The organism is Polynucleobacter yangtzensis (genome assembly GCF_027924165.1).
Classification (GTDB): domain Bacteria; phylum Pseudomonadota; class Gammaproteobacteria; order Burkholderiales; family Burkholderiaceae; genus Polynucleobacter; species Polynucleobacter yangtzensis.
Window position 1 is genome coordinate 1,470,531 of the sequence record NZ_AP026973.1, and the last position, 24,219, is coordinate 1,494,749.

25 protein-coding genes and 1 pseudogene are annotated in these 24,219 nt (G+C 46.6%); 6 read left to right on the forward strand and 20 right to left on the reverse strand.

Annotated features, from left to right (window positions below; all coding sequences use genetic code 11):
• Positions 1-33: 33 nt before the first annotated feature.
• Complete coding sequence (gene pmbA, locus QMF28_RS07355) at positions 34-1,380, reverse strand: metalloprotease PmbA (protein ID WP_281742022.1); 1,347 nt, start codon at positions 1,378-1,380, stop codon at positions 34-36.
• 26 nt (positions 1,381-1,406) lie between these two features.
• Here pmbA and mog point away from each other — a divergent pair, with 26 nt between their 5' ends.
• A complete protein-coding gene (gene mog / locus QMF28_RS07360; RefSeq protein ID WP_281742024.1) occupies positions 1,407-2,030 on the forward strand; it encodes a molybdopterin adenylyltransferase in 624 nt (207 codons plus the stop codon).
• Between the two features lie 75 nt (positions 2,031-2,105).
• Here mog and orn read toward each other — a convergent pair whose 3' ends face one another.
• A complete protein-coding gene (gene orn / locus QMF28_RS07365) occupies positions 2,106-2,702 on the reverse strand; it encodes an oligoribonuclease (RefSeq protein WP_281742026.1) in 597 nt (198 codons plus the stop codon).
• 15 nt (positions 2,703-2,717) lie between these two features.
• Between orn and QMF28_RS07370 the strand changes: the two genes are divergently transcribed.
• Both QMF28_RS07370 and rsgA read left to right on the forward strand, forming a co-directional pair.
• Positions 2,718-3,971, forward strand: a complete 1,254-nt coding sequence (locus QMF28_RS07370) for a M48 family metallopeptidase (protein WP_281742027.1) — start codon at positions 2,718-2,720, stop codon at positions 3,969-3,971.
• 2 nt (positions 3,972-3,973) lie between these two features.
• Complete coding sequence (gene rsgA / locus QMF28_RS07375) at positions 3,974-4,987, forward strand: ribosome small subunit-dependent GTPase A (RefSeq protein WP_281742029.1); 1,014 nt, start codon at positions 3,974-3,976, stop codon at positions 4,985-4,987.
• Here the strand turns inward: rsgA and QMF28_RS07380 are convergent.
• The 6 genes from QMF28_RS07380 to rpsP form a co-directional block, all read right to left on the reverse strand.
• A complete protein-coding gene (locus QMF28_RS07380; protein ID WP_281742031.1) occupies positions 4,932-5,891 on the reverse strand; it encodes a CobD/CbiB family protein in 960 nt (319 codons plus the stop codon). The two genes, rsgA and QMF28_RS07380, sit on opposite strands and share 56 nt — an antisense overlap.
• The gene (locus QMF28_RS07385; protein WP_082786432.1) at positions 5,888-6,625 is read right to left on the reverse strand and encodes a CoA pyrophosphatase; all 738 of its coding nucleotides are present in this window, start codon (positions 6,623-6,625) and stop codon (positions 5,888-5,890) included. Before QMF28_RS07385 ends, QMF28_RS07380 begins: the two co-directional genes overlap by 4 nt.
• A gap of 62 nt (positions 6,626-6,687) precedes the next feature.
• Complete coding sequence (gene rplS / locus QMF28_RS07390; protein ID WP_068324277.1) at positions 6,688-7,083, reverse strand: 50S ribosomal protein L19; 396 nt, start codon at positions 7,081-7,083, stop codon at positions 6,688-6,690.
• 133 nt (positions 7,084-7,216) lie between these two features.
• Entirely contained in the window at positions 7,217-7,963 is a 747-nt protein-coding gene (gene trmD / locus QMF28_RS07395) for a tRNA (guanosine(37)-N1)-methyltransferase TrmD (RefSeq protein WP_281742033.1), read from the reverse strand.
• A gap of 25 nt (positions 7,964-7,988) precedes the next feature.
• Positions 7,989-8,555 (reverse strand): ribosome maturation factor RimM, encoded by a 567-nt coding sequence (rimM, locus tag QMF28_RS07400; protein WP_281742034.1) that lies wholly within the window; start codon positions 8,553-8,555, stop codon positions 7,989-7,991.
• Positions 8,556-8,647: 92 nt separating this feature from the next.
• Positions 8,648-8,893 (reverse strand): 30S ribosomal protein S16, encoded by a 246-nt coding sequence (gene rpsP, locus QMF28_RS07405; protein WP_011902362.1) that lies wholly within the window; start codon positions 8,891-8,893, stop codon positions 8,648-8,650.
• A gap of 224 nt (positions 8,894-9,117) precedes the next feature.
• On the opposite strand from rpsP, the gene QMF28_RS07410 reads away from it, so the two are divergent.
• Positions 9,118-9,642, forward strand: coding sequence for an META domain-containing protein (locus tag QMF28_RS07410; protein ID WP_281742050.1), 525 nt, complete (start codon positions 9,118-9,120; stop codon positions 9,640-9,642).
• Between the two features lie 26 nt (positions 9,643-9,668).
• Positions 9,669-10,115, forward strand: coding sequence for a hypothetical protein (locus tag QMF28_RS07415; RefSeq protein ID WP_281742052.1), 447 nt, complete (start codon positions 9,669-9,671; stop codon positions 10,113-10,115).
• Positions 10,116-10,183: 68 nt separating this feature from the next.
• Here QMF28_RS07415 and QMF28_RS07420 read toward each other — a convergent pair whose 3' ends face one another.
• The 5 genes from QMF28_RS07420 to QMF28_RS07440 form a co-directional block, all read right to left on the reverse strand.
• Positions 10,184-11,971: an acyl-CoA dehydrogenase gene (locus QMF28_RS07420; RefSeq protein ID WP_281742054.1), complete on the reverse strand. Its 1,788-nt coding sequence runs from the start codon at positions 11,969-11,971 to the stop codon at positions 10,184-10,186.
• Positions 11,972-12,033: 62 nt separating this feature from the next.
• Positions 12,034-12,969, reverse strand: coding sequence for an electron transfer flavoprotein subunit alpha/FixB family protein (locus tag QMF28_RS07425; protein WP_281742056.1), 936 nt, complete (start codon positions 12,967-12,969; stop codon positions 12,034-12,036).
• Positions 12,970-13,725 (reverse strand): electron transfer flavoprotein subunit beta/FixA family protein, encoded by a 756-nt coding sequence (locus QMF28_RS07430; protein WP_281742058.1) that lies wholly within the window; start codon positions 13,723-13,725, stop codon positions 12,970-12,972.
• A gap of 55 nt (positions 13,726-13,780) precedes the next feature.
• On the reverse strand, positions 13,781-15,433 hold the full coding sequence (locus QMF28_RS07435) for an acyl-CoA synthetase (RefSeq protein ID WP_281742060.1): 1,653 nt from the start codon (positions 15,431-15,433) through the stop codon (positions 13,781-13,783).
• Between the two features lie 42 nt (positions 15,434-15,475).
• On the reverse strand, positions 15,476-16,396 hold the full coding sequence (locus tag QMF28_RS07440) for a histone deacetylase family protein (protein WP_281742062.1): 921 nt from the start codon (positions 16,394-16,396) through the stop codon (positions 15,476-15,478).
• Positions 16,397-16,479: 83 nt separating this feature from the next.
• On the opposite strand from QMF28_RS07440, the gene QMF28_RS07445 reads away from it, so the two are divergent.
• The gene (locus tag QMF28_RS07445) at positions 16,480-17,733 is read left to right on the forward strand and encodes a lytic murein transglycosylase (RefSeq protein WP_281742064.1); all 1,254 of its coding nucleotides are present in this window, start codon (positions 16,480-16,482) and stop codon (positions 17,731-17,733) included.
• Here the strand turns inward: QMF28_RS07445 and cysM are convergent.
• The 7 genes and pseudogenes from cysM to QMF28_RS07480 form a co-directional block, all read right to left on the reverse strand.
• Positions 17,730-18,641 carry a cysteine synthase CysM gene (gene cysM / locus QMF28_RS07450; protein WP_068324310.1) on the reverse strand — a complete coding sequence of 304 codons (912 nt, stop codon included), beginning with the start codon at positions 18,639-18,641 and terminating at the stop codon, positions 17,730-17,732. The genes QMF28_RS07445 and cysM overlap by 4 nt on opposite strands.
• Positions 18,642-18,682: 41 nt before the next feature.
• Positions 18,683-19,111 carry a ComEA family DNA-binding protein gene (locus tag QMF28_RS07455; RefSeq protein WP_281742066.1) on the reverse strand — a complete coding sequence of 143 codons (429 nt, stop codon included), beginning with the start codon at positions 19,109-19,111 and terminating at the stop codon, positions 18,683-18,685.
• Positions 19,112-19,199: 88 nt separating this feature from the next.
• A complete protein-coding gene (gene rfaD / locus QMF28_RS07460; protein WP_281742067.1) occupies positions 19,200-20,219 on the reverse strand; it encodes an ADP-glyceromanno-heptose 6-epimerase in 1,020 nt (339 codons plus the stop codon).
• Positions 20,216-21,145: a D-glycero-beta-D-manno-heptose-7-phosphate kinase gene (gene rfaE1 / locus QMF28_RS07465; RefSeq protein WP_281742069.1), complete on the reverse strand. Its 930-nt coding sequence runs from the start codon at positions 21,143-21,145 to the stop codon at positions 20,216-20,218. The genes rfaD and rfaE1 overlap by 4 nt, the downstream gene beginning before the upstream one ends.
• 41 nt (positions 21,146-21,186) lie before the next feature.
• A complete protein-coding gene (locus QMF28_RS07470) occupies positions 21,187-22,551 on the reverse strand; it encodes a UDP-glucose dehydrogenase family protein (RefSeq protein ID WP_281742071.1) in 1,365 nt (454 codons plus the stop codon).
• 15 nt (positions 22,552-22,566) lie between these two features.
• Positions 22,567-23,778, reverse strand: a complete 1,212-nt coding sequence (gene lapB / locus QMF28_RS07475) for a lipopolysaccharide assembly protein LapB (protein WP_281742073.1) — start codon at positions 23,776-23,778, stop codon at positions 22,567-22,569.
• A 66-nt stretch (positions 23,779-23,844) separates the two neighbouring features.
• A pseudogene (locus QMF28_RS07480) lies at positions 23,845-24,183 on the reverse strand (integration host factor subunit beta); the annotation flags it as partial.
• Positions 24,184-24,219 lie beyond the last annotated feature (36 nt).

The following is a 24,219-nucleotide window of genomic DNA, read 5'->3' on the forward strand; positions in this document are numbered from 1 at the left end:
TACTGTACCTACTGACTGTCTTCAGATCTTTAGTTATTTTCCACCAACCGTCATTGAGCCCAGCAAGATCGACCCTGTTTCTTTAGTCCCGCGGATCAACGTATCGCTGCCTATGAGCTGAATATCCATCAGCATGTCGCGCAAATTACCAGCAATAGTGACCTCTTCAACGGGATATTGAATCTCGCCGTTTTCAACCCAATAACCAAATGCACCCCGCGAATAATCGCCCGTGACGTAGTTAACGCCCTGGCCCATTAACTCTGTAACCAATAGACCCGTGCCCATTTCTTTTAATAAGGCAGGTAAACCGCCCTTAGGTGTTTTCTTACTTTGCAAAGTGAGATGGTGAGAGCCACCTGCATTGCCGGTAGTCTTCATGCCCAATTTACGAGCTGAATAGGTTGATAAAAAATAGCCCTCTAGTATTCCTTTGTCTACCACTGTGCGAGTAGATGTTTTTACACCCTCTTCATCAAATGGCGCACTGCCAGTCATTGACTTTAAGTGTGGGTCTTCAAACAAACTGACATGCTTTGGTAAAACCTGCTTACCAAGGCTGTCTAGCAAAAAGCTAGAGCGACGATATAAAGCACCTCCTGAAACTGCTTGCACCAAGCCCCCCAATAAGCCCGCAGCCAAAGGGGCCTCAAAGATCACAGGACAACGTCGAGTACTTAATGATCTTGCCTTGAGACGAGATAAAGCACGCTGAGCCGCATATCGCCCAATCGCAGCAGGATCAGCTAGCTCCTCAGGAATGCGTGAACTAGAATACCAATCATCGCGCTGCATATGCGCTTTCTTGCCGCCTGAACTTGCAATCGGAGCACAAGAAATATAGTGGCGAGAAAATGGATAACCACCCATAAAGCCGAGAGATGTCCCCATCATGAAATGAGCATGATGTGCTGATACAGATGCGCCATCACTATTTTGAATTTGTTTGCTCACGGCAAATGCCGCACCTTCTGCACTGCGCGCGATTTCTACAGCAGCAGCTGCATCGATATTCCACGGATGAAACAAATCTAAATCCAGTGGATGCTTTTCTAGTAGGTCAGCCTCTGCTGGACCAGCACACACATCTTCTGCAGTATGTTGAGCAATATGAAACGCAGCGTCTACCGTTGCCTTGAGAGACTCTTTAGAAAAGTCACTAGTACTAGCATTACCACGATGATGGCCCAAAAATAATGTAACGCCTACTTGCTTGTCTAGGCTTTGCTCAATAGTCTCAACTTCACCCTTACGAACAGTGACAGATAAGCCTTGCCCTTCCGAAACCTCAGCCACGGCATCCGAGGCACCCCTTCTTTTGGCCTCTTTGAGCATGAAATCGATGATTTCTTGAAACTGATTCGATGTGTATGTAAACATACCCTAATAATAGCTAGAATAGAAACATGAAGCATACCGAAGCCCTAAAACGAAATAGCCCAAATGAGGTCAAAATTGGCCTCATTTCCATCTCAGATCGCGCCAGCAAGGGCGTCTATCAAGATGAAGGCATCCCCGCACTCCAAGCCTGGCTCATGAGAGCAATCAGTAACCCCTGCGCCTTTCATGAACGCTTGATTGCTGATGAATCCGAAGTCATTACCGAGACCATTGTTGAGCTTGTAGATGAACTAGGCTGCGACTTAGTCCTCACCACAGGTGGTACAGGCCCATCAAGAAGAGATGTCACCCCTGAGGCTACCCGCGATGCTGGAACCCGTGAAATCCCCGGTTTTGGCGAACAAATGCGTCAAATTAGCCTGAACTTTGTCCCTACCGCCATTCTGTCTCGACAAACCGCTGTTCTCAGGGAGGTCGATGGTCATGCTGCGCTGGTCATTAACTTGCCTGGACAACCCAAGGCGATTGCAGAAACACTCGAAGGCCTCAAAGACGAAAACGGCAAATCGATCGTTCCCGGCATCTTTGCTGCCGTACCCTACTGCATCGATTTAATTGGTGGTCCGTACATCGAAACCGATGAATCAGTGATTAAGGTCTTCAGACCCAAGAGCGCGATTAAAAAGTAATCCGAACACTGATCATCTGTTAGCAAATAAAAAGGTCCGCATTGCGGACCTTTTGCTTGTGCGGTGTTTATTGAATCACTGCGGCAGCGGTACGATAAATTTCTCACGATAGTATTTGAGCTCCTCGATAGACTCCTCGATATCAGCCAAGGCTGTGTGAGCCTGCTTCTTAGTAAAGCCCTTGACCAACTCGGGATGCCAACGTTTGCAGAGCTCTTTTAGAGTAGACACGTCGATATTCCGATAATGAAAGTAAGCCTCTAACTTAGGCATGTACTTAGCCATAAAGCGTCTGTCTTGACCAATCGTGTTGCCGCACATCGGTGCGATACCTGCCTTAATATATTTTTTCAGAAATGCAATACATTCAGCTTCGACGGTAGCCTCATCCAAGGTGGATGCCTTCACTTTATCGATCAAGCCTGAACGCCCATGAGTGCCCTTATTCCAAGCATCCATTGCATCTAAGACTGCATCCTCTTGATGCACAACCCAGACGGGCGCCGTGGCAATAGTATTCAAATGGGCGTCCGTAACGATGATGGCAATCTCCAAAATCCGCTCGGTTTCGGGGTTTAAACCTGACATCTCCATATCCACCCAAATAAGGTGCTCATTGGCTGGTGCCGCCTTAACTGCCGGTGTTACTGTTGTGTTAGTTTGCTCGCTCATATCTATAATGATCTCATGACATTCACAATTGTTTTTCTAATCGCCTTTATTGCTAGTTTTGGCTTGCGCCACTGGCTGTCCCAACGTCAAATTCGCTATGTGGCAAAGCATCGTGATGCCGTGCCCGCTGAATTCGCTGAAAAAGTGACTTTAGCCGAGCATCAGAAAGCAGCTGACTACACTATCGCCAAATTACGCCTTGGCATTATAGAAAATGGAGTCAGTGCCATCATTTTAATTTGCTTCACCTTATTGGGTGGCTTGCAGATCCTAAACATGGCACTGCTGCAACTTCTGGGTGAAGGTATTCCCCAACAAATGGCGCTGCTTGTTTCAATTGTGCTTATCTCCGGAGTGCTCGATATTCCATTTTCTTGGTACAAGCAATTTCATCTTGAAGAACGCTTTGGCTTTAATCGGATGACCAAAAAACTTTTCTTCTCAGATATGTTTAAAGGGATCTCGGTAGGGAGTGCAATTGGTGTCCCACTACTTTGGGTCATTTTGTCCTTGATGGAAAAAGCAGGAGATTTATGGTGGTTATGGGCATGGGCAGTATTAACCGTCTTTAGCTTGCTAATGCAGTGGGTTTTCCCAACCTTTATCGCCCCACTCTTTAATAAATTCGAAGCCCTAGATGAAGGTCCATTAAAGACGCAGATTGAAGCCCTTCTCAAACGCTGTGACTTTGCCAGCCAAGGTCTATTTGTTATGGACGGTAGTAAGCGTAGTGCTCATGGCAATGCATTTTTTGCAGGCATGGGCAAAGCTAAACGCATTGTATTTTTCGATACCTTAATTGAGAAACTCAATCCAGGCGAAGTAGAGGCAGTACTCGCACACGAGCTTGGTCATTACAAATGCAACCATATTCGTAAGCGACTCTTGGTTTCCTTTGCGTTGAGCTTTGCCATGTTTGCTCTCTTAGGTTGGATTAGCACAAAGGTTTGGTTCTACACAGACTTGGGCGTAATGCCTAACCTCAATGGCTATAACGGTGGACTTGCATTGGCGCTCTTTATGTTGGTATCGCCAGTATTTAGCTTCTTCTTCACACCACTCTCTAGCTTGGCATCACGTAAACATGAGTACGAAGCTGACGGCTTTGCTGCTGAAAAATCTTCCGCAAAAGATTTGGTTACCGCATTAGTGAAGTTGTACCAAGACAATGCGTCAACACTCACGCCAGATCCAATCTATACGGCTTTTTATAGCTCCCATCCGCCTGCGCCATTACGCATCGCCAACTTACAACGGTTTAGCTCATAAGGATGGAACAGTTTCATGCGCTACTCATTGCCTCCTACGGAAGGCATTATTTAGCGCAGCGTTTAAATACGGATGCTAATGGCTGTGAGTCCCCCAGCGGTCCACTGATTCAAGTAAGCACACCCGCCAAACAACACATCGGTGCCGTGGGTGATCGCATGTTGCTTGAAATGACTTCGGCAGATCAAGCGCGCATCATCCAAATTGAGCCACGAGAGAATCTTCTCTATCGCTCAGATGCATTTAAGAGCAAGCTCATTGCTTCAAACGTAGATCAAATCCTAGTAGTGCTCGCTACACAGCCGGCTTTCTCACCAGACCTTTTAGGCAGAGCAGTAGTAGCAGCAGAAGCCAATCAAATAGGTCTACATATCCTACTTAATAAATGCGATCTCAAAGATAACCTAGAACATGCCCGAAAAATCATCGCACCCTATGCGCGCATGGGCTATCAGGTAAGCGAAGTTTCTGCCAAATTTGATCCAGCCTCGATTGACTCCTTACGTACAGCGTTGCAAGGCAAGGTGTCTGTTTTTGTTGGTCAATCAGGTATGGGCAAATCTAGCTTACTCAATGCCTGGATACCAAACGCTGCAGCGCTGACCCAAGAGTATTCAGTACGTCTAGATACTGGTAAACACACCACCACTGCATGCCGTTACTTTGAACTGCCAGAAGCCTGGGGCAGAGATGAAACCGGCAAGTTGGGCGCGCTAATTGATTCACCAGGCTTTCAGGAGTTTGGTTTAGCTCACATGTCTGTAAGTGAACTACAACACGCCTTCAGAGAATTTAAAGACTTGCTTGGCAAGTGCCGCTTTCATAATTGCGCGCATTTATCTGAGCCAGACTGTGCGGTACGAGAAGCGGTAGACAGAAACGAAATAGCGCCAGAAAGACTGGCGCTATTTAGACAATTACACTCCGACTCAAAAACAGCGGATGTACAAATTCAGGGAATTAGCCAAGCCAAAGAGCGATGGTCAGCATTAGCAACAAAGCCATCCAAGCGATAACGAGACGCCATACCAATCCCACTGCGGAGCGCATGGTGCGCTCAGTAGGTTCAAGACCTACCTCGTATACAACTGGCTCACCAGCTTCCGCCATACGCAATGCTTCACCGCTATCAGGCTCACTCATTGGCTCACCTAAGCGAACACCTAGAGCTCCACTACCTGCAGCTAAGATCACTGCCGATAAAGAATCAGACCATTTTTGCGTCAGGTAACGCCAACCATAAACAGCGCCTTCGAAGTTGCCAACAATCGCAAAGCCCATTGCGGTGATGCGCGCAGGAACCCAATCCAACACATAGAAGAAATGACGTGCAGCTTCACTCAGATTGAAGTCACCACGCTCAGACCAACGTTGCGCAGCAATATCTGCCAAGCGATAGAGCACAACACCCGCTGGACCCATTGGCATCATGAACCAGAACAGTACACCAAAGACATGGTGATGTGATCCGATAATGGCACGTTCAAGCGCCAAAGAAATCACTTCGGTCTCAGTTAAGTTGGAAGTGTCTAACTCAGGACCGTACCACTCACCCAAGGCAGCACGAGCTCCAGGCAAGTCATGCGCTTCAATCGCTTCATGCACAGCAGTAAATGAATGGCTGAACTGACGAAAGCCAAAAAACAAATACGCGATGACGATGTTCCAAATAAATCCGAGAATGGGGTAAGTCACCATGCAAACGACATACACCATGAACACTAAGAAGGTTGGCAAGATGAAGGCAACCAAACAGGCCATACGCGCGCCTACAGGGCTCGCACCTTCTTCAGTCTTGCCACCGAATTCAGCGGCAACCCAATCTAACCAGCGAGCACAAACACGCGCAATCCAATGGCTTGAAGTTACTGGGCGATATTGCTCAGCAATAAGGGCAAAGAGAATAGAAAAGAAAGTCATACTTTTAATAAATGATAAAGGTTACGCAACATACCCGCAGTGGCACCCCAAATAAAGCGGTTCTCATAAGGCATTGAATAAAAACGTCGTCCGCCCTGCTCACTTTGCCACAGTCTAACCTGATGGTTGGCAGGATCAAGTAAAAAACTCAGGGGTACTTCAAATACATCCGCTACTTCAAACTCATCTAAGACGTATTCTGCCTGAGCCTGAACCAATCCCACTACTGGCGTCACGCTATAGCCAGATACTGTTAAATACTGAGGCATGTGGCCAATAATCTCAACTCTCTTGGGATCCAGTCCAATTTCTTCCTGACTCTCACGTAAAGCAGTGTCATTTGGACTTTGATCCTCGGGATCCATGCGACCCCCTGGAAAACTAATTTGCCCTGCGTGATCGCGCAAATGATTGGTTCTTTGCGTTAGCAGTACCGACAACCCCTCCTCTTTCAATACAAGAGGAATAAGTACGGCAGCTTTAGTAACTTTTCCGGCAGACTCACGTTTGGCAATAATATCTGCCGCAATCACATGACGGTTTTCATCGGTAATCTCTGGCTCCCATTTTGGTGGAGATTGCAAGCGCAGCTTTAAACCAGCTGGCTCAAGAAATTCTTTTGCTACCTTTTTTTCATGTGCGCATGTCTCATGAATCGGAACTGCTTGCGCATCAAATCCTGGGGGCGCTGCAACATTCATTGCATAGTCTTCAGGGCTTGGTGTCTTGGGCATATTCATATTCTAAGGCAACAAAAAAGGCGACCGAGGCCGCCTTTTTTACTTCAAGCCGACATTTATTCTGCGGCTGGAGCTGCTGCTGCAGTCTTGCGTGCAGGCAACTTCTCTTTAATACGTGCAGACTTACCTGAACGATCGCGCAAGTAGTACAACTTCGCACGACGTACATCACCGCGACGCTTCACTTCAATACCAGCGATCAATGGTGAGTAAGTTTGGAATGTACGCTCTACACCTTCGCCAGATGAAATCTTACGAACGATAAAGCTGGAATTGAGTCCGCGATTGCGCTTAGCAATCACAACGCCTTCAAAGGCCTGGGCACGCTTACGTGTACCTTCAACTACGTTTACGCTAACAACTACTGTGTCGCCAGGAGCAAAGCTTGGCAATACTTTGTTAGCACTTAAGCGAGCAATTTCTTCTTGCTCAATTTTTTCAATTAAATTCATTTTTAATCCTTAAACATCGTATTAGCGTTTAATCCCGAGATATAAATCAACGGACCTAATAGAGGATGCAGTTAAAACAATTTCACTAAACCAAAAACTAAACTACCTATTCACTACTGCACACCAAAAGTATTTACAGAGAGCGAAGAAATTGTTCATCTTCTCGGGTTAGCAACCCTTTGGCTCTAGCCGATTCAATTAAGTCCGGCCTTAACCTCAACGTCAGCTCTAAAGACTTCTGCCGACGCCAAACCGCTATTTTAGCGTGATGTCCGCCTAAAAGCACGTCCGGAACGGATAAATTTTCATATATTTCAGGGCGGGTGTAATGCGGATAGTCTAAAAGGCCGTTCATAAAGCTATCCTGGGCGGCTGATTCGCCATCTCCAAGGGCTCCTGGGATAAGCCTAATTACCGCATCCATCATGGCCATAGCGGCGATTTCACCCCCAGAAAGCACGAAATCGCCAATAGAAAGCTGTAAATCGACGTTTCGGTCGACAAAACGCTGATCTACGGCCTCATATCGACCACAAATGAAGCTTAAATTACCGTAATTGAGGATATCTGTCGCTATCTTCTGAGAAAAACGCTCGCCCTGGGGTGCCAATAAGCAGATTGGCCCACTTTTGATCCCTGCCAGCTCATGGGACGCCTTGATTCCAGCAACAGCATCCTCCAATGGCTTTGCCATCATGACCATTCCTGGGCCGCCGCCATAGGCGCGATCATCTACCGTTTTACGAGGATCAGAACAAAAATCTCGAGGGTTCCACAAATGGACGCTGGCCAAAGATTGTTCGCATGCGCGCCCAGTAATACCCCACTGCGTTAAAGCAGAGAACATTTCTGGAAATAAGGTTACAACATCAAAGCGCATATCTATCTCGAATTATCTTTGAGCTTTATTGCCAGTCAGATTGCCAGTCAAGCGCAATCACTTTTTTTGGCAGATCAACGTTTTGCACCACCTCTTTTACAAACGGTACCAAATATTTGATTGTCTTTGTTTGTGCATCGCCAATTGCGATCACACCATGCGCACCATTCTCAGTGACATCAATCACCTCACCAAGATTTTCATTTTGCAAATTAATGGCTGCACATCCAATGAGATCGACCCAGTAATAGGAATCACTCTCGGCTTTTGGAAAGGCATCACGGGCAACTAATATTCTGGCGCCTTTTAATGCAAGTGCTTGATCACGATCGCTAACACCGTCAAGCGTCATCACCACATTGCCACTGTGCATCTTGGCACTCTTTACTTTGTATTGCGTCAATGAGGCCTGCTCTACAGAAGCAGAAACGCCAGCATCCCTACGCGGGATCAGAGATAACCAAACCGATTTAGAAGAAAGAATTGCTACAGGTTCTGAAGAGTGAGGTCTAACCTTCACTTGACCCTGTAAACCTTGTGCCTCAGATATGGCGCCAAGTTCAATCAAATCATTTAGGGAAGGTGCGCTCATTTGTAAGACACCTTATTTTCCCAAAATAGAACTACTAGAAATTCTGTCGCTAAAAGCTTCATCACTTCGACGAAGCTTTTAGCAATCGAATATTAAACAGCTGGATTGTTCTTGATCAAACGCACTACTGTTGGAGAGATTTGCGCACCAACACCAGTCCAGTAAGTCAAACGGTCTTGAGCAATACGCATTGCTTGCTCAGTTGCCGCTGCTTGTGGGTTGAAATAACCAATACGCTCGATAAAGTTCGAGTCACGACGGTTGCGCTTATCAGTAGCAACGATGCTGTAAAAAGGGCGCTTCTTAGAACCGCCGCGTGCCAGTCGAATGACGACCATACTTATTCCTTAAAATCTAAAATGAAAACAGGTTGATTACAACCCAATGAAATTTCTACAAAAAATCTTGGGCTCCAGCTCACCAAATACAGATACGGTAGAGCGGAAAACCTCATATTCTAGACGAAAACCCCTACTTCTTCCACCTATTTAAGCAGGCTAGCCAGTAGAATAGAATGTAGCCAGACGTAAAAAGTATATTAAAAACAATAACTTAGAAAAATATGACCCTTAAATCGAGCGTTTCAGCCACCTTTAGAAGCCAAATAAATAGGCTATTTCTGGCGCTTTCTTGCTTAGGTCTTGGTCTTTTAGTTGGTTGCGCTAACGTTATCCCGCCTTGTGGCGCCAAAATCAGCCCGCCGAGCAGTGAGCTCAAAAACACCAAATGGGAGCTCACCCGCTGGAACCTGCCCCCAAACAACAATGGTGAAGTTCGCGCCCGCCAAATCCCCCAAGGTGACGCTAGCAATCCCATCCAAATCATTTTTGACGTCAATGGCCAGCGCCTTAGTGGTTCAACAGGATGTAATCGCTTTACTGCAACGATCGATGAAGATGCGCGTGGTTTCTCTCTCAAGCAAATTACCAGCACCAAAATGGCTTGTAGTCCGCAACGAATGGAACTAGAAAATGATTTTCTCTATCAGCTAAACGACTATCGCAGCATCGTGCGCAATGGCGATCAACTACTCATGATTGGCACGGATCGTGAAGTATTAAGCTTTACTCAAAAACCAAATAAATAAATATCAGTAACTCTACAGAAATACTTATGAAAAAATCCAAACTCCTATTTTGTGCACTGGGATTTCTCCTTCCTGGAAGCGGTCTCAACTGCTTTTATCTGCAGGGGCTCAAATCCTTTTGGGCATGGGTGCAGTTATTTGCCTTAATTGGTGGTGTGGCGGGTTGGATTATTTTAAAAGGCGCACATTTTCATTCTGCGCCAGGATGGGTGCTTGTGACTTTTGGGTTTATTGCTATTGAAGCAAGTTGGTTAACGACGATTGCTTTCGGTCTTCGCTTAGATGAAAAGTGGGATGCTCAATTTAATCCCGGCATTGAAGAGCATCGTCGCAGCCGCTCTGGCTGGCCGGTGATCTTGACTGTGATTTTCTCTTTAGTTTTTGGTGCTGGTGTGATGATGACTTTTTTAGCAGTCTCATTCGAGCAATTCTTTATCTCTCAAATCCACGAAGCAAAAAAGCTATCCCAGTAATTGCAGATAGCTTTTCTTTTGCAAGAACCGCTCTTTGGAGCGGTTTTTTTATTCACTTTTAAATCTCTTTAGAACTGCTCCACTTCTAATGCATTTGTAGAGTGTCCGCTTTCCACAATCGATGTGGCTAGGGCTTGTGCTTGAGGCATGAGGTTCTCGGCAAAGAAACGCGCTGTAGCAATTTTTGCATCATAGAAACTTGGATCACCGTCACGCAAACGCTCAGCTGCTAAAAGTGCTCTAGCCATTTGCCAACCACCCAACACTAAACCAGATAAGCGCAGGTAGGCAAAACTGCCAGCGTAGACCGCTTTGATATCAGTCTTAGCATTTGCAACGATATAGGCTACCGCTTGCTCGAATGCAGCGCGCGCTAAGGTAAGTTGCTTGAGAACCGCTTTAGCATCCGCTGAACCACTAGCAGCTAAATCTTTTTCTGTGGCAGCAATTCTTTGGGAAAGTTCTTTTGCAATAGCGCCGCCATCACGTACTGTTTTTCTGCCGACCAAGTCATTCGCCTGAATAGCAGTGGTGCCCTCATAAATCGTCAAGATACGGGCATCGCGATAGTGCTGAGCAGCGCCAGTCTCTTCAATAAAGCCCATGCCACCATGCACCTGAACACCCAAGCTTGCTACCTCAATCGACATCTCCGTAGAAAAGCCCTTAACGATCGGTACTAAGAATTCATAAATGGCCTGGTTAGCTTTGCGTACTGCCTCATCAGGCGCTGCGTGCTGTGCGTCATAGGCAGAAGCAGCGTAATAAGCTAGGGCACGTGATGCCTCTGTATAAGAGCGCATAGTCATCAGCATGCGCTTCACATCCGGCTGATGAATAATCGCTACAGGGCCAGGAGAGCCAGCTAAGTCACGGCTTTGAACACGGTCTTTTGCGTATTGAACTGCCTTTTGATAAGCGCGCTCTGCTACTGCAACACCTTGCATACCTACTGCAAAGCGAGCTGCATTCATCATTACAAACATATATTCCAGACCGCGGTTTTCTTCACCAACCAAGTAGCCGATAGCTCCGCCATGGTCGCCAAATTGCAGCACTGCAGTTGGGCTAGCCTTGATGCCAAGCTTGTGCTCAATGGATACACAATGCACATCATTGCGCTCACCTAATGAACCATCAGCATTGACCAAGAACTTAGGCACTACGAATAAAGAAATCCCTTTTACACCCTCAGGTGCATCAGGCGTTCTTGCAAGCACCAAATGGATAATATTCTTAGCCATATCGTGCTCACCATACGTGATGTAAATTTTGGTACCAAAAATCTTGTACGTACCATCACCCTCAGGTACAGCACGTGAACGCACCATCGATAAATCGGAGCCAGCCTGTGGCTCGGTGAGGTTCATTGTTCCAGTCCACTCACCAGAAATCATTTTCGGAACGTATTGCTCCTGAAGTTCTGGACTTGCCGCTGTTAACAAGGCTTCAATAGCCCCATCAGTCAGTAATGGGCAAAGAGCAAAAGAAAGATTGGCCGCATTGACCATCTCTAAACATGCAGTAGAAATTAGCTTTGGCAGACCTTGGCCACCAAACTCTGCTGGATGAATGACGCCTTGCCATCCTGCAGCAGCATATTGCTCAAAAGCATTCTTAAAGCCGGGAGTAGTTGTAACAACACCATCTTTTAATGAGCTTGGATTTTGATCTCCAGCCCAGTTCAGGGGTGCAACAACATCTTGATTGAACTTAGCAGACTCTTCCAAAATGGCAGGCGCCAAATCCACATCTGCACCCGCTTCTGCGTAAGAAGGGTAGGCAACAACATCTGATAGCCCAGCTAGTTCATTCATTACAAACAACATATCTTTCACTGGGGCTACATATGGCATTACAACTCCTTTTAATTCAAATTGAATACTTCAATTATTTGACTAGCATCGCTGCCAGCCACTTATCCCAAAGCTTTAGTTAACTCTGGAACCGCGGTATTTAAATCTGCAACCAAACCATAATCTGCAACGCCAAAGATCGGCGCTTCTGGATCTTTGTTAATAGCTACGATCACTTTGGAATCTTTCATACCAGCTAAGTGCTGGATGGCACCAGAGATACCTACAGCAATATAGAGTTGCGGAGCAACAATCTTGCCAGTCTGACCTACTTGGTAGTCATTCGGAACGTAACCCGCATCTACAGCAGCGCGCGATGCCCCTAAGGCAGCTCCGAGCTTATCAGCCAAAGGCGTAATGAGTTCTTGATATTTCTCACCAGAACCTAAGCCACGGCCACCAGATACGATGATCTTGGCAGCAGTCAATTCAGGGCGATCTGACTTAGTTAACTCGCGACCAACAAAAGAGGATTGAGCCTTACTGTCAGCAACTGCCGCTTTCTCAATAGCAGCTGAACCGCCAGTCGAGGCTACTGGATCAAAACCAGTGGTACGAACAGTGATCACTTTTACTGGGTCAGCAGATTGCACCGTTGCAATTGCATTACCAGCGTAAATTGGGCGCTCAAAAGTATCTGCTGACAATACTTTAGTAATGTCAGATAGCTGAGCAACATCCAACTTAGCGGCAACTCTTGGCAATACATTCTTACCGTTAGCAGTTGCTGGAGCCAAGATATGGCTGTAGCCATTCGCAATTGAGAGAATCTGCGCAGACAAGGGTTCAGCTAATTGATCGGCCAAATTAGCAGCGTCCATTTGAATCACTTTGCGTACACCAGTAATTTGCGCTGCTGCAGCTGCGGCGGCATCAGCCCCGCTACCAGCAACCAGCACGTCCACCTCTGGAGAGCACTGCAAAGCAGCCGCTACTGCATTAAGCGTAGCTGCTTTTAAGGATTGATTGTCGTGTTCAGCAATAACAAGTGCGGCCATTTAGATCACCTTCGCTTCATTTTTGAGTTTTTCTACCAAGGCTGCTACATCAGCAACCATCACACCTGCGCTACGCTTAGGCGGCTCTTCAACTTTGATTGTTTTAAGACGTGGAGCAATATCGACACCCAAATCTTCTGGCTTCACAATATCAATGGTCTTTTTCTTAGCCTTCATGATGTTCGGCAAAGTGACATAACGTGGTTCATTCAGACGCAAGTCAGTCGTAATTACTGCAGGCAAAGAAAGGGCAATAGTTTCTAAACCGCCATCCACTTCACGAGTCACAGTGGCTTTGCCATCAGCAATAACCACCTTAGATGCAAAGGTTGCTTGTGGGATATCCATCAGGCTTGCCAACATCTGACCAGTTTGATTGCTATCGTCATCAATCGCTTGCTTACCAAGGATGATGATTTGCGTCTGTTCTTTATCAGAGAGCGCCTTGAGAATCTTCGCAACCGCCAAAGGCTGCAAGTCGGCATCAGGAGCAGTCTCAACCAAGATAGCGCGATCAGCACCAATAGCTAAAGCAGTACGCAATGTTTCTTGGCATTGGGTTGCGCCTGCAGTCACCACCACCACTTCAGTTGCTACGCCCGCTTCTTTTAAACGCACCGCCTCTTCAACTGCGATTTCATCAAAGGGATTCATACTCATTTTGACGTTTGCAAGATCCACGCCAGAGTTATCTGATTTCACCCGAATTTTGACGTTGTAATCAACAACACGTTTTACAGCTACTAAGATTTTCATTTGGAATTCTCAATAATGGTTAACGATCTATTTTATCCGCCCTGAAGAGCAATCTCTAGACATCAATAGCAGTGGCAGATCCAGCCTGCTTGCGCAACTCAAACTTCTGAATCTTGCCGGTCGATGTCTTGGGTAGCTCGCAGAACACAATCGCCCTAGGAACCTTAAAGCCAGCCAAATGCTGCTTGCAATGGGCAATGATCTCTTCCGGCGTTACTGTTGACCCCGGCTTAATCTCCAGGAAGGCACAAGGGGTTTCGCCCCACTTTGGATCTGGTTTAGCAACAACGGCAGCGGCATTCACCGCAGGATGGCGATAGAGAACATCCTCCACCTCAACAGAAGAAATATTCTCCCCACCAGAAATGATGATGTCTTTGCTACGGTCTTTCATCTTGACGTAACCATCAGGATTCATCACAGCTAAGTCACCCGAATGGAACCAACCACCCTCAAACGCTTCTTGAGTGGCTTTCTCATTTTTCAAGTAACCCTTCATGGCGATGTTGCCCTTGAACATAATCTCGCCCATGGTTTCACCATCAGCAGGAACTGGTTTCATCGTTTCTGGATCTAGCACTGCAATTGCTTGCTGCATGTGATAGCGCACGCCTTGACGAGCGTTCAAACGCGCACGCTCGCCGATATCCAAATCATTCCATTCATCTTGCTTGACGCACACTGACGCTGGGCCATAAACCTCAGTCAAGCCATATACGTGAGTTAAGTCAAAGCCTAACTTTTCCATGCCCTCAATAATGGATGCAGGTGGCGCAGCGCCTGCAATCAAGCCTTTGACGCCCGCAGGAACACCGGCCTTCAGCTCATCAGGCGCATTGACCAAGAGGTTATGAACAATAGGAGCAGCACAATAGTGAGTCACGCCATGCTCTTTAATCGCTGCAAAAATATGCTGCGCATCCACACGACGTAAGCAGACGTTTACACCTGCACGAGCAGCAATCGTCCACGGGAAACACCAGCCGTTGCAATGGAACATCGGCAATGTCCACAAGTACACCGGATGCTTATTGATATCCCAGTCCAACACATTTGAAACGGCATTGATTGCAGCACCACGGTGGTGATAGACAACCCCCTTAGGATTGCCAGTAGTACCAGAGGTGTAGTTCAAGCAAATTGCTTGCCATTCATCGGCAGGCACTTGCCATGCAAAACTAGGATCACCTTCGGACAGAAATTTTTCATAAGTCAGCTTGCCCAATTTCTCACCAGGCACATCAAACTCTTTTTCTTCTACGTCGATTACTAAAAATTCACGTCCTGATTCTTTCTTTGCGATCTCCAAAGCCTTCTTCATGACAGCTGAAAACTCCGGATCAACAATGACCACTTTTGCTTCACCATGGTTGAGCATAAATGCGATTGATTCAGCATCTAAACGGGTGTTGAGAGCATTTAATACAGCGCCCGCCATCGGAATACCAAAGTGAGCCTCCACCATTGGCGGGGTATTGGGCAACATCACTGCCACCGTATCGCCCAAACCAATACCGTGTTTTTGCAAAGCACTAGCTAAGCGACGGCAACGTTCGTATGTTTGCTGCCATGTCTGGCGCAACTTGCCATGAATGATGGCGGTTTTATTTGGGTAAATCTCTGCTGAACGCTCTAAAAAGAGGAGCGGAGTAATTGGGGTGTAATTGGCAGGATTGCGATCCAAGCCTTGTTCATAAATATTTGCCATCTTCAGCTTTCGATTTCGTTTTACTAAATTACAGTTACTGCATTAAATGTCTGCCAATGCCTTAACGTGAGCCACAACACTTCGCCCTAATGCTGAGAGGTTGTAACCCCCCTCTAGGCAGCTCACGATACGACCTTGTGCATAATCATTTGCAATTTCTTTTAAGCGCTTGGTGATCCAGGCATAGTCATCTTCAACTAAACCCATCTGACCAAGATCATCTTCACGATGAGCATCAAAGCCTGCTGAAATAATCACGAGCTCAGGCTCAAAGTTACGCAAAGCAGGCAGCCATCTCTCTTCCACAATCGAACGAACTACATCACCACGAGTGGAGGCTGGTAAAGGCACATTAATCATATTGTTGGCATGATCAAGGCCACTGTAGGGATAAAAAGGATGCTGGAAAAAACTGCACATCAATACATTGGGGTCGTTGAAAAAAGCGGCTTCCGTACCATTACCATGATGCACATCAAAATCAATAATTGCTACACGCTCAATGCCATAGGTTTCCATGGCATATCGTGCAGCAATTGCCACGTTATCGAATAAACAAAATCCCATCGAGCGAGTTGGCTCTGCGTGATGCCCTGGAGGTCTCACCGCACAAAAGACATTCTCAACTTCGCCCTTCATTACGGCATCTACTCCAGCAATGGCAGCGCCAGCAGCTCTCAGCGCCACTCTGTAGGTATGGGGGTTCATGATGGTGTCACCATCAAGCATGAAATAGCCACTCTCAGGAGAGCGCTCTCTCACAAAAGAAACGTGATCAGGACTGTGTACCAACTCCAGTTGATCTTCGGTTGCCAATGGTGCATCCAAGTGATGCAGTAGGCGATCAACACCGCTACGAATCAATTGGTCATTAATCGCTTGAATTCGTTCTGGACACTCTGGATGATGGCTTCCCATCTCATGTTTCAGAAAGTCTGGATGAGTTATGTATCCTGTTGTCATTACTCAAAATCCTTAATCACAAATTTATAATTTTTATAATCCGATAAAACGTGTTCAATATTCGAAAATCCAATACCTTCAGCATGAACTTTCGCATCCCCCTCTTGCTTTTGACTCTTACGCTAGCGGCGTGTTCCAGCACCCCCACGCAGCCCACTAAGTCCCAACAATCCATCGTAAACCAGACTGAGGATGCAGCCTCAGAGGCGCGTTTTAGCCAAAACCTCAACGAACTACTCGGACAAGTCTCCCAAACCCAAGAAATACCGCTTCCAGCGCTAGAAATGGGCTTTCTTGATGTTAAAACGATTCCCTCGATTCGGAAACTGGTATTACCCCCATCGGCGACTTTTAAGAAAAATTGGCTGGCTTACCGGAAGCGCTTTATTGAGCCAGTCCGCCTCAAGGCTGGCAAGGCATTTTGGGAGCAAAACCAGGCCTTTTTGAGCCAAACCGAGCAAGAATCAGGGGTTCCTGCCGAAATTATTGTGGCAATTATTGGAATCGAAACTATCTATGGGCGCCAAACTGGTAACTTCAGGGTGAAAGACGTACTTTCCACTCTCGCCTTTAGCTACCCCGAGACCCCTAACAAACCAGCGCGTGAACAGCTTTTTAAGGACCAACTCAAAGAACTCATTTTGCTTTGCTGGACCGAGGCAGGTGGCAAGCTGCCATCCAAGAATAGTAGCCAAGGCGTCAATAGTGCAATCTTTAGCTCCTGCTTAAATCAAAACAGTTCTTATGCTGGAGCCATTGGTCTGCCGCAGTTCATGCCTGGAAGCATTCGTAACTTTGCGGTAGATGGCGACGGAGATGGACGCATCGATCTTAAAAATAGCCCGAAGGATGCCATTGCTAGCGTAGCCAGTTTTATGAAAAAACATGGCTGGCAACCAGGCATGCCGATTTCGTTTCCAGTTCAAGCCAATGGCATTGAAACCGCCAAGCAGTTGGCTGATGGTGAGCCGCAATTGAAATTCACTGTGCAGGAACTCATTGATAAGGGCATCCTAACCAAACAACAAGGCGACCTACAGAGTGGTGGCGTAGAACCGCAAAGCAAAGCCTTCATTATTGATTTGCCCTACCCCGATAAAGACGGCACTGATCAGGTGCAATATTTTGTTGGCTTAAATAATTTTCTGACAATTGTTCAGTACAACCGCAGCTACTTCTATGCGCAAAGCGTTGCTGAATTTGCTGAAGCCCTGGGATACAAGAATCAAAGTGTTGTGCCAGCAGAAAGCCCAAGCAAAAATGGAGGAGCTAAAGCTGCTACCGAAAAATCCAAGACTAAGAAATCAAGCCAAAAGAAAAAGGCTAAATCTACTTAAGCAGGAAACACCCCAGTAGATAAGTAGCGGTCGCCGCGGTCGCAGACAATAAATACGATCGTGGCATTTTCAACTTGACGCGCAATACGCAAAGCAACTACTAGGGCGCCGCCGGCAGATATACCGCAGAAGATACCTTCTTCAACAGCCAAACGACGCGCCATCTCTTCAGCATCAGCTTGAGATACATATTCAATAAGATCAACCTTTTCGCCTTGATAGATCTTAGGTAAATACTCAGGTGCCCATTTACGAATTCCCGGAATTTGTGATCCATCCTCAGGTTGCGCTCCAATAATCTGAATCGCAGGATTCATGGACTTTAGATAAGTCGACACACCAGTAATGGTGCCGGTAGTTCCCATCGCCGAAACAAAGTGAGTCACTTGTCCATCAGTATCACGCCAAATTTCTGGGCCGGTAGTTTCGATATGCGCCCTGGGATTATCTGGATTAGCAAACTGATCGAGCAATCTACCTCGACCTTCTCGTTGCAATTGCAGAGCATAATCTCTAGCAAACTCCATGCCACCAGAAGCTGCTGTCAAAATGAGTTCGGCGCCATAGGCAGCCATACTCTGACGACGTTCAATGCTTTGGTTTTCTGGCATCACTAAAATCATTTTGTAACCCAGCATCGCTGCAGTCATTGCCAACGCAATGCCAGTGTTACCGCTAGTTGCCTCAATTAATGTGTCGCCAGGTTTAATTTCGCCACGCTCTTGTGCGCGAGAAATCATCGACAGCGCAGGCCGGTCCTTCACCGACCCCGCTGGATTATTACCTTCCAACTTACCCAGAATCACATTGTTACGATTCTCGTTTTCCAGACCAGGAATGCGCTGTAAACGAACCAGTGGGGTATTGCCCACTGTCTGTGAAATAGTAAGGTAGGAAGGTTTGCTCATAAGGTCATTTTAGCCACAAGCCGCCTTACACGCGATAGGGTTTAATTTCGGCGACCTGCTCCCGCACGCTCCGGCTGATTGCGACCACTAGCTTGATTACGAGAATTACGTCTGCTAGAAGCCCCGCCCTCCTTTTTGGTGCGACCATTGGGCTCCCGAAAAGAGCTAGGAGCTTCAATGGTTAAGCCGTTATCCACCATTTTTTCCACTGATTTCATACCGATGCCACGAACGCGCTTTTGCAAGTCATTGGCATCCTGAAAATGTCCGCCATCTAAACGCTCAGCAATAATTGTTTTTGCCTTGGCAGGACCAATACCCTTGATACTTTCCAACTCAGATTGGGTTGCAGTGTTGACGTTAATCGGTGAAGCATGGCTCAAGCCTGTGCTTGAAGTCAAGAAAGTTAATGCCACTACTACAGCTCTAAGATAACCTTGGACTTTTTCTAATTTTAAATATTGAGTCATTCTTTCTCCTCTAGAAAATAAAAAATCCACGGACACAAAGTGCGCGTGGATCATTTACAACGAAGAGAATTTATTCTAGTTGACTACCTTACAAGGGGTTGGCCAAGAAACCAGAATTGGCCTCCAACCACTCGATATATCTTCCTACGCCCTGCTCAACATTGAGGAAGGGCTCGGAGTAGCCGGCGGCTCTGAGTTTAGTTAAATCAGCTTGGGTAAAGCATTGATATTTACCTTTGAGTGCATCCGGAAATGGAATGTACTCAATCGCTTTTTCCTTAACGAGCTCTTGTAAAGATGCGGGGGCTGCTTTATCGAGCTTACGCATCGCATTAGCAACTGCATGGGCAACATCGTTAAAGGGTTGTGCGCGACCACTGCCCAGATTGTAGATGCCACTGATTTCTGGATGATCTAAGAAAAATAGGTTGACCTTCACCACATCTTCAACAGATACAAAGTCACGGCTTTGTTCACCAGGACCATAACCACCATACTCACCAAAGAGTTTTACATGCCCGTTGGCTTTGTACTGATGGTATTGATGAAACGCAACGGATGCCATGCGACCTTTGTGTGACTCGCGAGGACCGTATACGTTGAAGTAGCGGAAACCGACCACTTGGGCTGTATTGGCTTTCTCAGCAAAGCGCTTACGCATCACTTGATCAAATAAAAACTTGGAGTAGCCGTAAATATTGAGAGGCTTCTCATGCTCACGGCTTTCTATGAATACATCTGAACCACCGTAAGTTGCAGCTGAAGAGGCGTAAAGTAGTTGTACTTTTTGAGCGGTACAGATATCAAGCAAATCCATGGTGTAGCGATAGTTATTTGCCATCATGAAAATACCGTCAGTTTCCATGGTGTCTGAACAAGCACCCTCATGAAAGACTGCTTTTACCTTGCCAAAGCGACCGCTTCTAAATGCCTCCAGAAACTCATCTTTATCGAGGTAATCAATGATGTCTAAATCCGCGAGGTTACGGTATTTATCAGCAGGACGAAGGTCATCGACTGCAATGATGTTTTTTTCACCACGCGCATTAAGCGCCTGAACAATGTTTGCGCCAATAAACCCAGCCGCGCCGGTTACGATAATAGTCACTGTAATTCCTCTGAAGTAACGGTTGCAGTACCTAGCTTGCCAACCACGATTCCACCCGCACGGTTTGCAAGAGCCATCGCTTTTTCTAGAGGCCACTTAGCGGCCAAGGCCACAGCCAATGTTGCAATCACAGTATCGCCAGCACCCGACACATCAAATACCTCGCGTGCCTGAGCTTTGACGTGACTCACACCGACATCGGTATATAAACTCATTCCTTCTTCAGAACGAGTTAAGAGTAATGCTTGCAAGTCGAGAGACTTTCTGAGCTCTTGGGCTTTCTTAGTTAACTCCTCTTCACTACTCCACTTACCAACCACTTGGCGTAACTCACTACGATTGGGCGTTAAAACAGTGGCGCCACGATACTTTTCGTAGTCTTCACCTTTAGGGTCTACCAAAATCACTTTGTTTTGCGCTCTAGCTTGCTCAATCATATGAGCTACTTGGCCCAAAGCGCCTTTGCCATAATCAGACAGAATGACGACATCCGCATCGCCGACCAGCTTTTCAAAACGTTCTAGCTTATGAGCGAGCGCTTTTGCACTGGGGGTTTCTTCAAAATCTAAGCGAATGAGTTGTTGCTGGCGAGCAATCACACGCAACTTCACAATCGTCGGCACATCAGCATCGATTTCTAACTGACTATCAACACCACCAGCTTTTAATAACTCAACCACACGTTTTCCAGGCTCGTCATTACCAACAATACCTAAGATAGTTGCTTTTGCATCGAGGGCAGCAACGTTTCGAGCTACGTTCGCAGCACCACCAAGTCGTTCATCAATTTTTCCTACCTGCACCACTGGTACAGGAGCTTCTGGGGAGATGCGATTCGTATCACCAAACCAATAGCGATCGAGCATCACATCACCTACTACGAGTAGGCGGGCTTTGGAGAACTGCTCTCGATTAGCTTTTTCCATTTGAATACTTTATTTGCTTTTATCTTTATTTGTGAATCTACTTAATTATGTCGTCCAATGCCGTGGTACTCAATACCCAATTCTTGCATGGACTGTGGTTCGTAGAGGTTACGGCCATCAAAAATGATTGGGCGCTTAAGCTTTTGCATTACTTGCTCAAAGTCAGGACTTCTAAAGGCTTTCCATTCGGTAACGATCACTAGGGCATCAGCACCATCTAGAGCAGTCATTGGGTTATCAACCATGGAGACTTGCTTTAGGCCATCAGGGTTACCTTTAAAGTCTACCTCTAAGGCATGTCCTGCTTCTGGCATTGCCACAGGATCGTGCGCTACCACTTGAGCGCCACGCTTTACTATCTCGGCAATAATGACGCGACTAGGCGCTTCGCGCATATCGTCTGTATTCGGCTTAAATGCTAAACCCCACAGTGCAAACTTCATCCCCTTGAGGTCTTTTCCAAAGCGCTTTTCAATCTTTTGCACTAAGGTGTACTTTTGCAACTCGTTGACAGCTTCAACAGCATCCAGGATCTTGAGATCTCTGCCATGCTCTTTAGCGGTTTTCGATAAGGCGGAGACATCCTTAGGAAAGCAAGAGCCGCCATAACCAGTGCCTGGATACAGGAAGCCAAAGCCAATGCGGGAATCTGAACCAATGCCTTGACGCACTGCTTCAATATCAGCACCTACCAAGTCCGCTAAGTTCGCCAACTCATTCATAAACGAGATGCGAGTAGCTAACATCGCATTAGCCGCGTATTTAGTCAGCTCTGCACTTTTCACATCCATGTAGTAGGTGCGCTCATGGTGACGATTAAAGGGGGCGTAGAGTTTGCGCATTTGCTCTTTGGCACGCATGCCTGCTGGAGTATTAGCCGTGCCAATAACAATACGATCGGGGCGCATAAAGTCTTCTACGGCAGCGCCTTCCTTAAGGAACTCAGGATTGGAAACTACCGAGCACAGCTCCGGAGATAAACCTCTTTTTTCTAATTCTTCAGTAATGGCTGCAGAAACTTTGTCTGCAGTGCCTACTGGCACGGTAGATTTATCAACAATGACTTTAGGGGTGGTCATGTGACGACCAATATTACGCGCAGCTGCTACAACGTATTGCAAATCGGCCGAACCATCTTCATCTGGAGGCGTGCCTACCGCGATGAACTGAATGTCACCATGAGCAACAGAGGCGGCAATATCAGTAGAGAACTGCAAACGGCCAGCAGCGCGATTGCGCTCAATCATTTCTTTAAGGCCTGGCTCATAAATAGGTACGCCACCAGAATTGAGGATCTCAATCTTTTTAGGATCCACGTCTACGCAAAAAATATTATTGCCTTGCTCGGCCAAACAAGCGCCAGTGACAAGACCTACATAACCACTGCCAATAATAGTAACTTTCAATTTCTCTCCAAACCTTTACATTGAAGGACCGCTTGGAGCGGCGCCCTCACTACGTCTTGGGGAATAGGCTTCCCAATGATTGCAACCAGGACACTGCCAATAAAATCTTCTAGCTCTAAAGCCACAGTTACCGCATGTATAACGAGCCAAACTAGTAGTACGCTGACGTAATAGATTCAGAATCGACTGAAGCTCCAACAACCTCTCGGGATTGGCGCTGCCCTCTTCTAATGCAAGACGAGTTTCAGCTAGCTTAGACAAAGCAATTAAAGTTGGGGAATGTTGCATCACTTCTGACAACATGGCATTTGCAGCTTGAGGGCCACGAATTTTCATGAGGTGCTTGTGCACAATGTCCAGCAACTCACCAGTTGCTTGGGTTTTAAGTAACTCGCAAAGACGATCTAATCCTTCGCCCTCTTTATTAATGGCCGCATGCGCCAACATCCAGCGGTCTGCCAATAAATGCATGTACGCAGGATGAGAATTGGCAACTATGCTCCAGGCCTCAATAGCTTGCGTGGGTCGATCCATGGCCATTAAATAATCACCTTGCAAAATTAAAGCACGGGCATGATTAGGTACAGCCTGTAATGCACGCTGTATTGACTGCTCAGCCTCAACCAAATCTTTACGACGCAATGCTTCTTGACCCAGCTCACAATGGAATTGTGCAATCTCAGTATGGTGTGATTTACCCTGCAGGCCCTCAAGCTCACTTGCAGCAATGATGGCCTTTTTCCAATCATGCTCAATTTGATACATCTCGAGCAAACTTTCTTTTGCTGGCTCGGCATATTTACCTGCACCAACACGATTGAGTGATGCCTCTGCGCGATCAAGCAAGCCAGCGCGCAAAAAGTCACGACCTAACTCATAAGCAGCATGATCACGATCACGCGGCTTGAGATCGTCACGATTAGCTAAATGTTGATGCACGCGAATAGCACGCTCAGTCTCACCACGGCGGCGGAATAAATTACCTAAGGAAAAATGGAGTTCAATTGTTTCTGGATCTAATTGTGCAATTTTGACTAGCGTTTCAATTGCTTGATCAGGCTGCTCATTGAGCAAAAGACTTAAGCCTTTAAATGTAGAGCGCTGCTGACGCATACGCTCACGCTCGTCCATGCGGTTCTCAAGGCGTAAGTCCCAGCGTGCAGCCAACCAACCGATGCCAAACATGACTGGCAGAAGCAATAACCAAGCAGTAGCTATCTGAATCATGATGTGCAGAATTTAAATAAAAAAATGGCCCGAATGGACCACTGAGGTTTAGCCTGAATCTTAGGCACCAGAACCCTCTTTGGGGCCCGCCTGCTTCAAAGGCTTGTAATCTACTCGCTCACGCAGCTCTTTGCCAGGCTTAAAGTGTGGAACGCGTTTTTCTGGAATCAATACTTTCTCACCAGACTTTGGATTACGACCGGTGCGCGCAGGACGATGATGAAGCACGAAACTTCCAACGCCACGCAGCTCGATACGCTTGCCCTCAGCCAAGGCATGAGTCATTGTGTCCAGCAAAGTTTTTACCGCCAACTCCACGTCCCTAGGCAGAAGCTGCGGAAACTGTTCCGCAAGACTCTCCACTAGTTCGGAGCGGGTAATTGCTTGTTGCTCTTGATCTGTCATGATCTATCAATAAAAAATCGCCGCTCTCCTAGTGGA